The following is a 15,546-nucleotide window of genomic DNA, read 5'->3' on the forward strand; positions in this document are numbered from 1 at the left end:
TTATATTTCTGTGTCTTACAAATTAAATCTACTCCAGCGTAGCGTCGATCTCTTATAGAAATAGGATTATTCTGGTGTGTTGTGCAGTTTTCTGTCCATTTTTCAAAAATTGTTTTAGCGTATTTTTCAAACCTAAGACCAATAATATTGGTTATTTTGCTCCGATAATTGTCAAGCGATACTAAATCGTAGTATATGCCTTCTGTTATCCGTAGTACCAAAAAATCCGGAATTGGGCATGAAAGCTGATCTCTGAAATGACCTAACTGAAGAACCGGTCGCCTCCGAAGTGTGGACTCTCTGTAGGCTATGTAATCGTGCCCGAGTGTTTGAGTTGATCTCGCAGCAGATTTTCTTGCGTCCAACTTGGCGGCGTCAAGGGCAGTTGCAATTATTTGAAGCGTTTTATTTTTGATGTGGTCTGAGATTTCTTTCGATTCAAAATTAAAATTCTGGGGTACGTATAGAGTTGACCTAAACAAGCTATAAAGATAAAATCCCAGTAGGAAGAAAGATTTGAGTTCTAAGCCATATGTTTTATAGAATATGTTCTGTATTTCGATATCATCATATATAAATCGATTTCTATAAAACTGGAATGTGTTCACGTACGTTCGTTGCCAAGCGAATTGTCTGTAGCCAATTCGCGTCATTTCGAAGAAAATATGCGATTTGTTCGCGGTTTTAGCGTATTGCTCATTTTCAATGTCACGAATAATGTTTATCAAGCACCGTATTGTTTCAAAATTCTGACAATTGGCGATTGTATATTTTCCTGTTCTATCTAAATTAGGCTTCGACTGCAGATAAAGGTTAGTTAGAGATTCCAACTCCCATGGGTGGATCGCAGAACTGTTATCAATTCGTTGATCCAACGCTTCGGGTGGGAAGTTTTCGAAGAAACCAGCCGCAGCTGTTTCGCCGGACTGAATGGCTCGCACTGACCATATCATTGCAAAGAAATCCGCAGGCGCCGCTCTTGAAAGAGTTTTCGAAAGTTTGCGCTTCAAAAAATCGAGCTTAGCGCTCATCCGATCACCTCGTCGGCACGGGCTTCTCGCCGCGATAATCATAGAACCCGCGCTTGGTCTTGCGGCCCAGCCAGCCGGCCTCGACATATTTCACCAGAAGCGGGCAGGGGCGGTATTTCGAATCCGCGAGGCCATCGTGCAAAACCTGCATGATGGAGAGGCAGGTATCGAGCCCGATGAAATCCGCGAGCTGCAGCGGGCCCATGGGGTGGTTCGCGCCCAGCCGCATCGCGGTGTCGATGGCCTCCACGCTGCCCACGCCCTCATAGAGCGTGTAGATCGCCTCGTTGATCATCGGCAGCAGGATGCGGTTGACGATGAAGGCCGGGAAATCCTCCGATACCGTCACCGTCTTCCCAAGGCTCGAGACGAATTCCAACGCGCGGGTATAGGTCTTGTCGTCCGTCGCGATCCCGCGGATCAGCTCCACGAGCTGCATCACCGGCACGGGGTTCATGAAATGGATGCCGATGAACTGCTCCGGCCGATCGGTCGAGGCCGCGAGCCGCGTGATGGAAATCGACGAGGTGTTCGAGGCGACAATCGCATCGGATTTGAGGTGCCGCGTCACGCTCGCGAAGATCTTGCGCTTCACCTCCTCGTTTTCCGTCGCGGCCTCGATCACGAGGTCGCAATCGGCGAGGTCGGCGGCCTCGTTCGCGGCGAGGATGCGCGCGAGAGCGCCCTGGCGGGCTTCTTCCGAAATCGTCGCCTTCGCCACCTGCCGGGCCATGTTGCCGTTGATGGTGGCGAGGCCGGATTGAATCCGCTCTTCGGAAACGTCATGCAGCATCACGCCATAGCCCGAGAGCGCCGCGACATGCGCGATGCCGCTGCCCATCTGCCCCGCGCCGATGATGCCGATCTTGCTGATGCCGCCTGCCATGATGGCCTCGTGTTCCGCTTCTTGAAAAATGCCAGTCGGGCCGGGAGTGTAAAGCTCCCGCGCGCATCCTCAAGGGGGCGAGGCCGAGATCGGCGACAGAGTTTCCTTTTTCTCCAGAAAAAAACGCATGTGAAGCGCGTGCCTCACATGCGTTGGTTCTTGTTTGCCAGCGAAGGGGAGAGGAAAATCCTCAGCCCAGTTCCTTCGTCAGTTCCGGGACGGCGGTGAAGAGATCCGCCACGAGGCCGTAATCCGCGACCTGGAAGATCGGTGCCTCGGCATCCTTGTTGATCGCCACGATCACCTTCGAGTCCTTCATGCCCGCGAGATGCTGGATCGCGCCCGAGATGCCGCAGGCGACGTAGAGCGCCGGCGCCACCACCTTGCCCGTCTGGCCGACCTGCCAGTCATTCGGGGCATAGCCCGCATCCACCGCCGCGCGGGAGGCACCCACGGCCGCGCCGAGTTTATCCGCCAGCGGCTCGATATAGGTCTTGAAGTTCTCGGCTGATGCCAGCGCGCGGCCGCCCGAGACCACGATCTTCGCGGAAGCGAGTTCGGGGCGATCCGACTTCGAGACCTCCTCCGAGACGAATTTCGAGCCGGGCGTCGCGCCGGGACCGGCCACCGTCTCAACCGCTGCCGAGCCACCCGCGCCGGCGGCCTGGAAGCTCGCCGTCATGATCGAGATGACCTTCTTCGCATCCTTCGATTTCACGGTCTGGATCGCGTTGCCCGCATAGATCGGCCGCTCGAAGGTGTCGGCGCCGAGCACCTTGGTCACACCCGAGATCACCTGCGCATCAAGCAAGGCCGCCACGCGCGGGGCGATGTTCTTGCCGTTGGCGGTCGCCGCAAAGACGATGGCGTCATAGCCGCCCGCGAGGCTCACGATCAGCGCCGAGATGGGCTCCGCGAGCTGGTGGGCATATTCCGCACCATCGGCATGGAGAACCTTGGCGACGCCGGCAATTCCCGCTGCGGCAGAAGCGGCGGTGCCTGCATTCTGGCCGGCCACGAGCACATGCACCGGACCGCCGAGCGCGCTCGCCGCGCTCACGGCCTTCAGGGTCGCCTCGTTGAGGGCGGCGTTGGAGTGTTCTGCGATTACAAGTGCGGCCATGTCAGATCACTCCCGCTTCATTCTTCAGCTTCTGAACGAGTTCGGCCACGGAGCCCACCTTTACGCCCGACTTGCGGGTCGCGGGCTCGGCGGTCTTCAGAACTTCGAGCCGCGGGCTGATATCGACGCCGAGAGCCTCCGGCGAGGTTTCATCCAGCGGCTTCTTCTTCGCCTTCATGATGTTCGGCAGCGAGGCATAACGCGGCTCGTTGAGGCGCAGATCGGTGGTGACGATCGCCGGCATGGAAAGCGCCACGGTCTGCAACCCGCCATCGACCTCGCGCATCACGTTCACGCCCTCGCCGGTGAGTTCCACCTTGGACGCGAAGGTGCCCTGCGGCCAGCCAAGCAACGCGCCGAGCATCTGCCCCGTGGCGTTCATGTCGTCGTCGATCGCCTGCTTGCCCATGATGACGAGTCCCGGCGCCTCGTTGCCGATCACCGCCTTCAGCAGCTTCGCCACGGCGAGGGGCTCGATGGTGGCATCGGCCTTCACGAGGATGCCGCGATCAGCCCCCATGGCGAGGCCCGTGCGGATCGTCTCCGCAGCGCCTGCAGGGCCGATCGAGACCAGCACGACTTCTGTCGCCTTGCCCGCTTCCCTGATGCGAAGGGCCTCCTCGACGGCAATCTCGTCAAAGGGGTTCATGCTCATCTTGACATTCGCGAGATCAACGCCGGAGCCATCCGGTTTCACGCGGATCTTCACATTGTAATCAACCACCCGCTTCACGGGCACCAGAATCTTCATGGCGAGGCCCTGCTTCCTCGCGGCCGGAAGGCCGCCCTGTTCCATCCCAAAGGACTGTTGTCAGCCTTCAGTTAGTTTACATATCAACTAATTTTACCCGCGATGCAAGATCGACCCTTTCAGCGCCCTTCCAGCCAGCGGCCGCGGTGGTATACCAAGCGCGACATCGTCTGTCACCCCGAACCAGGACGCATTTTGCCGGGTCTTTGGTCGGCCGGAAAGCGCGTTCAGGTTTTCTCGCCGCGCGTCAGGCCGGGCACCCACAGCACATCCCCGGCGCCATCCGCGTTTGTCACGCGGCCCAGCACGAAGAGCAGGTCCGAGAGGCGATTGATGTAGCGAAGCGCGGGCCCGCTCACCCTTTCGCCCTCCTTGCCGGCGAGTTGCACCATCATCCGCTCGGCGCGGCGCACGGTGGTCCGCGCGAGATGGAGATGGGCCGATGCGGGCGAACCACCCGGCAGGATGAAGCTCTTCAGCGGCTTCAGCCGGGCGTTCATCGCATCGATTTCCGCTTCCAGCCGCTCGACCTGGCTCTCGACGATCCGCAACGGCTCATAGCCGAGATCCTGTCCCGTATCGGGCGTACACAGATCCGCGCCGAGATCGAAGAGATCGTTCTGGATGCGCCCGAGGATCGCATCAACCTCTGGCTCGGTGGCGGTGTGCAACCGCGCGAGGCCGAGCGTCGCATTCGCCTCGTCCACCGCGCCATAGCTCTCGACGCGCAGATCGTGTTTCGGGACGCGGGAACCATCGCCGAGGCCCGTGGTGCCGTCGTCGCCGGTTTTCGTGTAGATGCGATTGAGTCTGACCATGTCCTTGCTTGTGGGGCTTTGCGCGCGGAATTCAAGCGAAAATCGTCAGTGGCGAAAGGCCGCCTCAGAACTGGTATCCCACGCGCATTCCCACATGCGTGAGCCCGCGATTGCGCGCGCAAAGGCCCCCGTTCGAGACATGCTCCACCGAGCCGAGCACGCTCCAGCCGCCGTCGAGCCGGTAGCCGAGGCCGATCGTTTCGCGGAAGAGCAGCCGGCAGCCGAGCGCCGCATGGCCGGGCCTGCTCGCGGAGCCGGTGTCGCCGTCATGCGCCGCCAGTCCGAGTCCCGCCTCCGCGAAGAGACCGCCGACAAGATCGACCTGCCAGATGAGGCCGGCATGCGCGAGGGAGGTGCGCCCCGCCATGTTCAGGATCGCGCCGACCTGCAGGCGAGGCACGAGACTCTGGAGATCTCCGGCCTTCTCTCGGCCGGGCAGGGCGAAGAGCACCTCTGCCGCAAGGCTCACCGAACCCTGTTCCTTGCCGGCGGCATCATGCGCGACGAGGCCGAGGCGCAATTCCGGCGCGCTCCATTCCTCCGCCTCGGTGGAGCAGGCGAAGAGCAGCGCGACAAGCAGGCTGGGGAGGGCACGCAACATCTGCATCATGATCCGCGCTCATGGTTAAAGGATCGGAAAAATGCCGCTCAGCCCTGCCTGAAGTAGAGAACGGTCATGATGGCGATGATCGCCACGAATTGCAGGATGATGCGCCAGCGCATCAATTGCTGCGAGCGGTTCGGTGAACCGCCCTTGAGCATGTTGTAGAGCCCGAGCAACAGAACCACGGCCACCGCCGCGATCGAGATATTCATCACGATGGTCATGTCGGACCCTCCAGCGCTTCCAGCCTTCTAGAGATACCGCCCGTCGCAGAAAAGGGGGGGGGGCTCCGAAAGCGTCGCGCCCTCAGGGTGCGGACGCTCCGTCAGCGCTGGCGAAGCAGGCGCTCGAGATATTCAAGCTCCTCGCGCGGGCGTTCGAATTCGCCGAGCCGCTTGCGGAGTTCGCGCAGCACGCGTTCGGCGCGCTCGCTGATCGAACCCTGCAGGGAATCGCGGTCCGGCACGTCGAAGCGGTTGCCGTCCTCCGCGTCACGGCGCTGGTTCGCCTGCGGGCGGCCCAGCGGATCGGTGCGGTTCTCGGCACGGCCACGCATGCCGGGGCCGGGTTCTCCGGGGCCTTCGCCCTCGCCCTCGCCGGGGTTCTCGCCCATCTGCTGCTGGAGCTGCTGCGCCATGCCTTGTGCCGCGCGGCCGAGACCGTCGAGCGCGCGCTGCTGGCCCTCGGTCGCCTGGCCGGGCTGGCCCTGGCCAAGCTGGCCCTCGGCATCGCCCATGCCCTGGTCGGCCTCGCCGAAGCCTTCGCCTTCCTGAAGCCCGCGTTCGCGCAAGCGCTCGCGCAATTGTTGCAGACGATCGCGCAGCGCCTGCTGCATGTCGCGAAGCTGTTGCTCGGTCATTTCGCCCTGTTCGCCACCTTGCTGGCCCTGTTGCCCCTGCTGGCGCTGGCCCTGCTGTCCGCGCTGATGCTGGCGCTGCTGCTGGCCCTGCCGGAAGGTGCGATCCCGAAGGTCGCGCTGCTCGCGCTGGAGCCGATCGAGTTCCTCGATCTGCCGCCCCAGTTCCTGCATGCGAGGATCGGCCTGCTGGCGCCGCGCGGAGCGGAGATTCTCCATCAGCTGGCGCAGTTCCTCCAGCATGCGGCGCGCCTCGGCCATGTTGCCGGAGCGGGCCATCTCCTCGATTCGCCGCAGCATCTCCTGCAGGTCGCGCTGGGTGAGGAAGCGTTCCGGGTTCACCGGCGAGCGATCCTGCGCGTTCTGGTCACGATCACGCAGGGCGCGCTCGGCGAATTCGCGCAGGAATTCCTCCATGGCGCGGCGCAATTCCTGCGTGAGGCGGCGGATTTCGTTCTGCGGCGCCTCGCGTTCGAGCGCCTCGCGAAAGCGCTGCTCGGCTTCGCGCAGGCGGCGCTCGGCTTCTGTCATGTCGCCATTCTCGAGGTAGAGCGCGACCTCCCAGAGGCGGTCGACCATCTCCTTCAGCGCGTCATCCCCTCGCGCCGAGCGCACGCCCTGCCTGAGGCTGTCAAGCATCAGGTATTCGCCGATATTCGGTGTGAAACGCTCCGGCTCGAAAAGCAGTGCATCGAGCGCGAACACCACATCCTGCTTGAAATCCGGCGCGAAGACGAGGTTGCGGCGCTGCTCCACCAAAGCGCGGGCGAGGGGATGCGAGAAGGGCTTCTGCGGAAGCCTCACCACCTTCGCTTCGCTCTCGGCCTTCTGGCCGATATCGTCCTCGACGCGGATGCGGATATTCACTTCCTCGCCCGCCCAGGGGTGTTCCTCGGTGGGAACAGCGATCTCGCCCTGTCCGAGGCGCAAGGGAAGGTCTGCGCGCGGCGGGGGATAGAGCGTGCGCGGCGTATGGCCCGGGCGCGGATTGGCCGCCCGCTCCATCACGACTTCGCCCTTGGCGATGCCGTAATCGTCGTCGAGCGTGAAGGCGAGGCGGATGCCGCCGGGGCTCTGCCGCTCGGGCGATGCGCTTTCCGCCCGCGCTTCGCTGAGATCGGCCGCCGGCGGGCGATCGGGGATCACCGCGATCGGAATCTGCGCGATCTCGCGCCCTCCGCGGATGATTTTCAGCAGGTCATTGCCCACCAGGGCGCGGCGAATGGTTTCCACGCCCGGCCGCGCATTCATCTGCGGAACGGGCTGGTCCGTGGGCAATCTTCGCTCTGTCACCGGTTCGAGGCCGGCGCCATGCTGCAGCGTGACATGCGCGGCCTCATCCGGCTTCGGGCCGGTGCCGCGCGTGGTGCGCACAATGAGGATCGAGCCGATCGGCGCGCGCACGGCCTCGCCGGGCTGGAGCGTCACCGTGCCCGTCAGGAAGATTGGCGGACGGCCGGTATAGGCCGGCGGATCGATCCACGCATCGAGCCGTGGTGGCACGGGCGGGGTCAGCGGTGTCGAGAAATCGAAGGCGGCGGCGAGGCGCGCCTGCCGCTCGTCCCCGGCCATGAAGGCGGCTGCGACGAGAGCGAGCGGTGCAACGAGGCGCAAGGCGAGCGGGTCGCGCCAGCGCAGGCGCGCATCGCCGGGCGTGGCCTCAAGACGGTCGAGCAGCGTCCGGGCGCGCGCCTGATGCGCCTCCCACACGGCCAGCGAAACCGGGTCCGTGCCGGGCGGCGGCGCATCCGCCAAAGTCGCCAGCGGGCGATGCATCTCGGGCCGCGAAAGATCGAGACGCTTTTCGACCTCGGCAATGCCGGGCAGCCGGAAACGCAGCAGCGGAACAGCGAGAATCGCAACGCCAATCGCGAAAGCGCCGGCGAGAACCGCGCGGCCCAGCGGCTCCAGCTGGGAGGGCCAGCCGGTCCAGGCGAGAGCGACGAAGAGCAGGATCAGCGAGAGCGGGCCGACGAGCAATGGCGCGATACGTTCCACCACAAGCGCGAGAGCCGTGTGGTGGAACCGCAGGCCAAGGGCCTGGCGCGAACCTTCCATGCCGCTGGCACGGGTCCGGTCGTCGCGCGATCGCTCATTCGGGTTTGGCATTGCCACTCCGTCACTCGCCCCCGGATCAGAAGCTAGCACGTTCGCGCGCTTTGGCCAGTGTTCAGGGCGTGGATCGGGATCGCTTTCCCGTGATCAACCGGCGCGCCATCAGGCGAGCCAGCTGGGCGCGCGATCCGTGCCGAGCAGTTCCTCGAAGGTCTGGCGCGGGCGAGTCACGGCGAAATCCTGATCCTTCACGAGCACTTCCGGCACCAGAAGGCGCTGGTTGTAGGTGGAGGACATCGAAGCCCCGTAGGCCCCGGCTGTCATGATCGCGATGAGATCGCCCGGCTTCAGTTCCGGTAGCTCGCGTTCCACCGCGAAGGTGTCGGATGATTCGCAGATCGGGCCGACCACGTCATAGGCGCGGATCGGCGCATCCGGCTTCCGGGTCACCGGCCAGATCTCGTGATGCGCCTCATACATCGCCGGGCGCACGAGATCGTTCATCGCGGCATCCACCACGAGGAAGGTGCGGTCGGCGCGCTCGTTGAGGTAGAGCACCCTGGTGAGAAGCAGGCCCGCATTGCCGGCGATGAGGCGACCCGGCTCGAAGCCGAGTTCCACATCGAGGCCGGCGGTCACCTCTCGCACCATCCTGCCATAGGCCTGAAGGCTGTCCGTGCCATAGGAGAAGGGGTAGCCGATCTCGTAAGGAACGCCGACGCCGCCGCCGAGATCCAGCCGGCTTGCCGGCAGGCCCTGCGCGGCGAGCTTCTCGATCATGCCGCGCATGCGGCGGAAGGCGGTTTCCAGCGCGCTGAAATCGAAGATCTGGCTGCCGATATGCACCGCGAGCCCCTTGATGGCCACCCCCGGCATGTTGGCCGCGCGGATGTAGAGCCGCTCGGCCTCGCTCCAGGAGACGCCGAACTTGTTTGCCGCCCCGCCGGTGGTGATCTTCGCGTGCCCGCCCGCCCCGATTTCCGGGTTGACGCGCAGCACGATCGCCTGCCGCCTGCCGCGCTGCTCCGCGATTTTCGAGAGCACTTCGAGTTCACCCTCGCTCTCGACATTCACCTGGTAGATCCCGGCCTCCACCGCGAAGGCGAGTTCCTCGGCGCTCTTGCCTACGCCCGAAAACACGATGCGGCCCGCCGGAATGCCTGCGGCCAGCGCCTTGCGGATCTCGCCTTCGGACACGGTATCCGCGCCCGCGCCCAGCTTCGCGAGCGTCATCAGCACGCCGAGATTGCCATTCGCCTTCACGGCATAGAAGACATGGCTCTTCTCGCCCACGGCCTCCTTGAAGACGCGATAATGCCGCTCCAGCGTGGCGCTGGAATAAACATAGACGGGCGTGCCGACCGCGCGGGCGATCGCGCCAAGGTCCACGCCCTCGGCGTGCAGCAAGCCGTTCCGATAATCGAAGTGATGCATGGGGGCTCCGGGGGGCTCCGGCGCGGGAAGACGCGCGCAATCCGAACGTCAATCGAGCAGGCGGTCGATGACGAGGTCGCGTTTCGGCGGCAGGATGGGCGTGCGCTTGTTGCGCAAGCCATCGCGGGGTGTGGCATCGGGGTCGGTGCCTTCGGCTGCGGTCGGGGCCGGGCCCGGCGGTGGTTCCAGCGGGCCGCGCCTGCCACAGGCCGTGAGCAGCATGCCCGCCGCCAGAGCCACCACGAGGATTTTCATTCGCGACGAAACGATCATTGTCGAAAGCCCAAGCTGAACCCTGCGCCTGCCTAACATGCGCGGCGGGGCGTGTCATGCCCGCCTCATGCCTCACTTCGCCAGCCGCGCCAGCCACTTCTTCGCCTGCGCGCGCACATTCGCCGGCGCGGTGCCGCCATAGCTCGTTCGGCTCTTCACGGAATTCGTGACGCCCAGCACATCGAAAATCGCGCCCGTGATGCGCGGTTCGACCGATTGCATCTCGCCCAGCGAGAGCTTCTCGAGGTCCACGCCCTTGGCGCTGGCGAGGCCCACGATGCGCCCCGTGGCGTGATGCGCCTCGCGGAACGGCATGTTGAGCACGCGCACCAGCCAATCCGCGAGGTCGGTCGCCGTGGCATAGCCCGAGGAGGCGGCCTTCTTCAGGCGTTTCGCATCGGGCTCCATGTCGCGAACCATGCCGGCGGTCGCGGCGATACAAAGTGCAATTGAATCAAGGGCAACGAAGGTCTGTTCCTTGTCCTCCTGCATGTCCTTGGCATAAGCGAGGGTCAGGCCCTTCATCACCGTGAGCAGGCCGATCAATGAACCGAAGATGCGGCCCGTCTTGGCGCGAACCAGCTCCGCCGCATCCGGGTTGCGCTTCTGCGGCATGATGGAGGAGCCGGTCGTGAACTTGTCCGAGAGCTTCACGAAGGCGAATTGCGCGCTGGTCCAGATCACGATCTCCTCGGCGAAGCGCGAGAGGTGCATCGCCAGGATGGAAACCGCTGCCAACGTCTCCAGCGCGAAATCCCGGTCCGAGACCGAATCGAGGCTGTTCGCGGTCGGCCGGTCGAAGCCCAGAGCCTTCGCCGTCCGTTCCCGGTCAATCGGGAACGAGGTTCCTGCCAGCGCCGCCGCACCCAGCGGGCATTCGTTCAGGCGGCGACGCGCATCGGCGAAACGGCCGCGATCGCGCGCCAGCATCTCGACATAGGCCATCAGATGATGGCCGAAGGTCACGGGCTGCGCGCTTTGCAGGTGGGTGAAGCCGGGCATCACCGTGCCGGCATGGGCCAGAGCCTTTTCGGCCAGCGCGAGTTGCAGATCCTTCAGCGCGGTGTCGATCATATCGATGGAATCGCGCACATAGAGGCGGAAATCGGTCGCGACCTGATCATTCCGAGAGCGCGCGGTGTGCAAACGCCCCGCGGGCGGGCCGATGATCTCGGCCAGTCGGGCCTCGACATTCATATGAATATCTTCGAGCGATGCCTTGAACGTGAAGGCCCCGGCATCGATTTCGGCCTTGACCTTCTTCAGCCCCTGGACGATCGCTTCGGCCGATTGCGCATCGATGATGCCCTGAGCACTCAGCATCTCGGCCTGCGCGATTGAGCCGCGGATATCCTGATCCGCCAGCCTCTTGTCGAACGAGATCGAAGCATTGATCTCCTGCATGATGGCGGCCGGGCCTTCCGCAAACCGCCCGCCCCACATTTCGTTGGCCATATCGAACCCTATCTGTCGATTTCCCGAGGTGCCCCGCCGATGACCGCCCCGATGCCCGCTCGATCCTTGCTGAAGGCTCTCGCCGGACCGCTGCTCATGGGAGCCATCTTGCTCGGCGCTTCGCTATATGCCTTCGGCGGGATCGACAAGCTGTTCAAGACAACTTCGCCGGATGTCGCGGCCTGCAGCGCAGCGCAACCCCTTGCAGCGGCACTGAAGCCGCTCGCGAAAGGTGAGGTCGCGGCTCTTCAAATCCCGAAAGAGCCCGCGCGCCTCATCGACCTCTCCTTCAGGATGCCGGATGGGCGCGACACCACGCTCTCGGCCTTTCGGGGCAAGGCGGTTCTGGTCAACCTCTGGGCGACCTGGTGCGCGCCGTGCCGGCATGAGATGCCCGCGCTCGATCGGCTTCAGCAGAAATTTGGGGGTGCGGATTTCGAGGTGGTCGCGATCAATATCGACACCCGCAATTTCGACAAGCCGAAGCAGTTCCTCGATGAGGTGGGTGTGAGGGCGCTGGCGCAATATGCCGACCCGACCGCGAAAATCTTCCAGGATTTGAAGGCCGCAGGCCGCGCCTTCGGCATGCCCACGACCATCCTGCTCGACAGGAATGGCTGTGAGCTCGCCACTCTCGCGGGGCCGGCGGAATGGTCCTCGCCCGATGCCTTCGCGTTTATCGGAAAGGCTCTGGGGCGCGCGCCATGATCAGAGGTCGAGGCTGAGGCTCACTTCCACCGCCTCGCCGACGCTGAGGCTTTCCGCCCTGCGGATTTCGGCCTTGATGGGCAGAAGATAGGCATTGCGCTTGGTGTCGGGAAAAATCGAGGTCTGCCAGCGGCTTTCGCCGATCGTCGCCGTCACGCGCACGCTGCCCCAGCCGCGGTTCTGACCCCCGCGGGGAACGGCCATGCGAATGACCTGGCTTTCATCCTCGGGCAGCGTGATGAAGTGCCACGCGCCCTTGCCCTGCCACAGCCAGAGCGGCGCCGTGAAGCGGACGAGCATGAAAGACGGGCCTCAGCCCGCCTTCTTCACCGCGATGCCCTGATCGGCGAGCGCCTGCGCGAGTTCGCCCGACTGGAACATCTCGCGCACGATGTCGCAGCCGCCGATGAACTCGCCCTTGATGTAGAGCTGCGGAATGGTCGGCCAATTGGCGTAATCCTTGATGCCCTGGCGCAGCTCGGCATTGTCGAGCACGTTATGCGCCTTGTAGGGCGCGCCGACATAATCGAGGATCTGCACGACCTGGCCGGAAAACCCGCACATGGGGAATTGCGGCGTGCCCTTCATGAAGAGCACCACGTCGTTGGATTTCACTTCATTATCGATGAAGGCGTTGATTCCGGACATTTCTTTTCTCCTCACGCCGCTTCAAGGGCGGCGGATTTCGTTGAACTTACTTCGCCACCGTGGTGAGCGCCAGAGCGTGCAGCACGCCGCCCATATTGCCCTTCAGTGCGGTATAGACAAGCTGGTGCTGCTTCACCTTCGGCAGGCCCTTGAAGGCGGCGGAGGTGACGGTCGCGGCGTAATGGTCGCCATCGCCGGCGAGGTCGCGGATTTCCACCTCCGCATCCGGCAGAGCTTCCTTGATCATCGCCGCGATGTCATCGGCCTTCATGGGCATGGTTCTTGACCCTCATTCCGCTGCTTCCGCGCCCATATAGGCCGGCAGCCAGCCTTCATGCGCCTCGCGCAGTTCCTTCAGAGAGATGGGCAATTCGCCGGGCAGCGTCAACGTCTCGCCGCCGACAATCCCGACAAAGGTTGTCACGACCTCGAGGCTGTTGAGCTGGAATTCCAGCTCGGCCGCCTTCGCCATCGGGCAGGTGATGATGTAGCGCCCCTGATCCTCGCCGAAGAGCCAGGCATGGAGCGGCACATCCGCATCATGCGAGCCGATCGTGGCGCCGATATTGCCCGCCAGCGCCATTTCCGCGAGGGCCACGCCGATGCCGCCATCCGAGACATCATGCACTGCGGTGACGACACCGCTCTCGATCATCGCGCGCACGAGCCCGCCGTGATGCTTCTCAGCCTCGAGATCGACCGGGGGCGGCGCACCCTCCTCGCGGCCGCAAATCGTCGCGAGATAGGCCGTGGCGCCGAGCCAGCCCCTGGTTTTACCCATGACGATGATCGCATCGCCCGCATTCTTGAAGGCGAGGGTGGCGGTCTTCGTCACATCGGCGATGAGGCCCACGCCGCCGATGGTCGGCGTCGGCAGGATGCCCTGGCCGTTCGTCTCGTTGTAGAGGCTGACATTGCCCGAAACGACCGGGAAATCGAGCATCCGCGCCGCTTCACCGATGCCCCGGATGGCGAGCGCGAATTGCCCCATGATTTCCGGCCGCTCGGGATTTCCGAAATTCAGGTTGTCCGTCAGCGCGATCGGCAGCGAACCCACGGCCGAGAGGTTGCGATAGCATTCCGCCACCGCCTGCTTGCCGCCCTCGAACGGATCGGCCTCGACATAACGCGGGGTGACATCGCAGGTCAGGGCAAGGCCCTTGCCGGCCTCGTTCACGCGGATCACCGCCGCATCGCCACCGGGGCGCTGCACGGTGTTGCCCTGGATGATGTGGTCATATTGCTCCCATACCCAGCGCTTCGAGCACAGATCGGGCGAGCCGAGCAGCCTGAGCAAAGCCTCGCGATTGGCAACCGGCGGTTCGATCTCGCCGCGGCGGATGGCCAGCCGCTTGGGCGTTTCCACCCACGGGCGATTGTATTCCGGTGCCTTGTCGCCCAGTTCCTTGATGGGCAGATCGGCCATCACCTCGCCGCGATGCTTGATGACGAAGCGCAGCGTATCGGTCGTCTTGCCGACAATCGCGAAATCGAGGCCCCATTTCGTGAAGATCGCGCGCGCCTCCGCCTCCTTGTGGGGGTGGAGCACCATCAGCATGCGTTCCTGGCTCTCGGAGAGCATCATTTCATAGGCGGTCATGCCCGGCTCGCGGCAAGGCACCATGTCGAGATCAAGCTCGATGCCGAGATCGCCTTTCGCCCCCATTTCCACCGCCGAGCAGGTGAGGCCGGCAGCCCCCATGTCCTGGATGGCGATGACGCAGCCCTTGGCCATGATTTCGAGGCAGGCTTCGAGCAGCAGCTTCTCGGCGAAGGGATCGCCCACCTGCACGGTGGGGCGCTTCTCCTCCGAGGCGTCATCGAATTCGGCCGAGGCCATCGTCGCGCCGTGGATGCCGTCGCGGCCCGTTTTCGAGCCGAGATAGACGATCGGCATGCCGACGCCCGAGGCCTGCGAGGTGAAGATCATCTCGCGCTTGGCGATGCCCACGGCCATCGCATTCACGAGGCAATTGCCGTTATAGCGCGGGTGGAAGCCTACCGACCCCGCCACGGTGGGCACGCCGAACGAGTTGCCATAGCCGCCGATGCCGGCGACCACGCCCGCCACGAGATGCTTCGTCCTGGGATGATCCGGTGAACCGAACCGCAGGAAGTTGAGGCAGGCCACGGGGCGCGCGCCCATGGTGAACACGTCGCGCAAAATGCCGCCGACGCCGGTCGTCGCCCCCTGATAGGGCTCGATATAGCTCGGATGGTTGTGGCTCTCCATCTTGAAGGCCACGACATCGCCATCGCCGATATCCACGACGCCGGCATTCTCGCCGGGGCCATAGATCACGCGGCTGCCCTTGGTGGGCAGCGTTTTGAGGTGAACTTTCGAGGATTTGTAAGAGCAATGCTCGTTCCACATCGCCGAGACGATGCCGAGCTCGGTGATGGTGGGCGTGCGCCCGATCAGCGCGACGAAACGCTCGTACTCGTCGGGCTTCAGGCCATGGGCCTTCACGAGTTCGGGGGTGATCTCGGGTTCGTTTTTCAAAAGCATCGCGCCACCTCGGGAATGGGAGCGCTATAGCGGGGAGAATGGGCGGGGGAAAGGGCTTAGCTATGATTACAATTCTCAAGCGTTGTTGAAATATTGAACCAGCTCCGCTCCAAGAGACTGCATTTGGCGCCGATAGCAATCGCGCAAAAGATAGTTTTCATCCAGTAATCCAAAAACTTCCGATTTACATTTTTGTGCCGGTTTAGTTCTGACATCGTCGGCCGGTATACATAAAAATCGATATGATGGGAATTTCTTGCTGAGAGATTCGACTTCTTCTTTTTTGTTGCCATCCAGTATTGCTAAAATCTTCTTGTAGCCCAGCATATCCATTATTTCGAGTATATACTTAATATTTCCCGCGCCGCCAGCGCCCCACCCGAAAAAACTTGCTT

At 63.1% G+C, this 15,546-nt stretch carries 16 protein-coding genes and 1 pseudogene; 1 reads left to right on the top strand and 16 read right to left on the bottom strand.

Features of this window, described 5'->3' with window-relative positions; translation table 11 throughout:
• The 11 genes from ACKODO_RS06235 to argH form a co-directional block, all read right to left on the bottom strand.
• Positions 1 to 1,031, bottom strand: a 1,031-nt coding sequence (locus tag ACKODO_RS06235) for a hypothetical protein (protein WP_408982585.1), incomplete at its 3' end; no start/stop codon positions are given.
• Between the two features lie 4 nt (positions 1,032 to 1,035).
• Complete coding sequence (locus ACKODO_RS06240; protein ID WP_408982586.1) at positions 1,036 to 1,917, bottom strand: 3-hydroxybutyryl-CoA dehydrogenase; 882 nt, start codon at positions 1,915 to 1,917, stop codon at positions 1,036 to 1,038.
• Between the two features lie 190 nt (positions 1,918 to 2,107).
• Positions 2,108 to 3,040: an electron transfer flavoprotein subunit alpha/FixB family protein gene (locus ACKODO_RS06245; protein WP_408982587.1), complete on the bottom strand. Its 933-nt coding sequence runs from the start codon at positions 3,038 to 3,040 to the stop codon at positions 2,108 to 2,110.
• Position 3,041: 1 nt separating this feature from the next.
• On the bottom strand, positions 3,042 to 3,791 hold the full coding sequence (locus ACKODO_RS06250) for an electron transfer flavoprotein subunit beta/FixA family protein (RefSeq protein WP_408982588.1): 750 nt from the start codon (positions 3,789 to 3,791) through the stop codon (positions 3,042 to 3,044).
• Between the two features lie 227 nt (positions 3,792 to 4,018).
• Positions 4,019 to 4,609 (bottom strand): cob(I)yrinic acid a,c-diamide adenosyltransferase, encoded by a 591-nt coding sequence (locus ACKODO_RS06255; protein WP_408982589.1) that lies wholly within the window; start codon positions 4,607 to 4,609, stop codon positions 4,019 to 4,021.
• 64 nt (positions 4,610 to 4,673) lie between these two features.
• Positions 4,674 to 5,219, bottom strand: a complete 546-nt coding sequence (locus ACKODO_RS06260; protein ID WP_408982590.1) for an acyloxyacyl hydrolase — start codon at positions 5,217 to 5,219, stop codon at positions 4,674 to 4,676.
• 38 nt (positions 5,220 to 5,257) lie between these two features.
• The gene (locus ACKODO_RS06265; protein WP_408982591.1) at positions 5,258 to 5,437 is read right to left on the bottom strand and encodes a twin transmembrane helix small protein; all 180 of its coding nucleotides are present in this window, start codon (positions 5,435 to 5,437) and stop codon (positions 5,258 to 5,260) included.
• Between the two features lie 101 nt (positions 5,438 to 5,538).
• Entirely contained in the window at positions 5,539 to 8,178 is a 2,640-nt protein-coding gene (locus tag ACKODO_RS06270; protein WP_408982592.1) for a TIGR02302 family protein, read from the bottom strand.
• 108 nt (positions 8,179 to 8,286) lie between these two features.
• Positions 8,287 to 9,558, bottom strand: coding sequence for a diaminopimelate decarboxylase (gene lysA, locus ACKODO_RS06275; protein ID WP_408982593.1), 1,272 nt, complete (start codon positions 9,556 to 9,558; stop codon positions 8,287 to 8,289).
• A 48-nt stretch (positions 9,559 to 9,606) separates the two neighbouring features.
• Complete coding sequence (lptM, locus tag ACKODO_RS06280; RefSeq protein WP_408982594.1) at positions 9,607 to 9,813, bottom strand: LPS translocon maturation chaperone LptM; 207 nt, start codon at positions 9,811 to 9,813, stop codon at positions 9,607 to 9,609.
• A gap of 90 nt (positions 9,814 to 9,903) precedes the next feature.
• The gene (gene argH / locus ACKODO_RS06285) at positions 9,904 to 11,286 is read right to left on the bottom strand and encodes an argininosuccinate lyase (RefSeq protein WP_408982595.1); all 1,383 of its coding nucleotides are present in this window, start codon (positions 11,284 to 11,286) and stop codon (positions 9,904 to 9,906) included.
• 39 nt (positions 11,287 to 11,325) lie between these two features.
• On the opposite strand from argH, the gene tlpA reads away from it, so the two are divergent.
• Positions 11,326 to 11,994, top strand: a complete 669-nt coding sequence (gene tlpA / locus ACKODO_RS06290; protein ID WP_408982596.1) for a thiol:disulfide interchange protein TlpA — start codon at positions 11,326 to 11,328, stop codon at positions 11,992 to 11,994.
• Here tlpA and ACKODO_RS06295 read toward each other — a convergent pair whose 3' ends face one another.
• The 5 genes and pseudogenes from ACKODO_RS06295 to ACKODO_RS06315 form a co-directional block, all read right to left on the bottom strand.
• Positions 11,995 to 12,294: a DUF1905 domain-containing protein gene (locus ACKODO_RS06295; protein WP_408982597.1), complete on the bottom strand. Its 300-nt coding sequence runs from the start codon at positions 12,292 to 12,294 to the stop codon at positions 11,995 to 11,997. It lies immediately after the preceding gene.
• 12 nt (positions 12,295 to 12,306) lie between these two features.
• The gene (gene grxD, locus ACKODO_RS06300; protein WP_408982598.1) at positions 12,307 to 12,642 is read right to left on the bottom strand and encodes a Grx4 family monothiol glutaredoxin; all 336 of its coding nucleotides are present in this window, start codon (positions 12,640 to 12,642) and stop codon (positions 12,307 to 12,309) included.
• A 46-nt stretch (positions 12,643 to 12,688) separates the two neighbouring features.
• The gene (locus tag ACKODO_RS06305) at positions 12,689 to 12,919 is read right to left on the bottom strand and encodes a BolA/IbaG family iron-sulfur metabolism protein (protein ID WP_408982599.1); all 231 of its coding nucleotides are present in this window, start codon (positions 12,917 to 12,919) and stop codon (positions 12,689 to 12,691) included.
• 12 nt (positions 12,920 to 12,931) lie between these two features.
• Complete coding sequence (purL, locus tag ACKODO_RS06310) at positions 12,932 to 15,151, bottom strand: phosphoribosylformylglycinamidine synthase subunit PurL (protein ID WP_408982600.1); 2,220 nt, start codon at positions 15,149 to 15,151, stop codon at positions 12,932 to 12,934.
• A gap of 75 nt (positions 15,152 to 15,226) precedes the next feature.
• Positions 15,227 to 15,546: pseudogene (locus ACKODO_RS06315) on the bottom strand (hypothetical protein); the annotation flags it as partial.

The organism is Rhabdaerophilum sp. (genome assembly GCF_046092605.1).
Taxonomy (GTDB): Bacteria; Pseudomonadota; Alphaproteobacteria; order Rhizobiales; family Beijerinckiaceae; genus Rhabdaerophilum.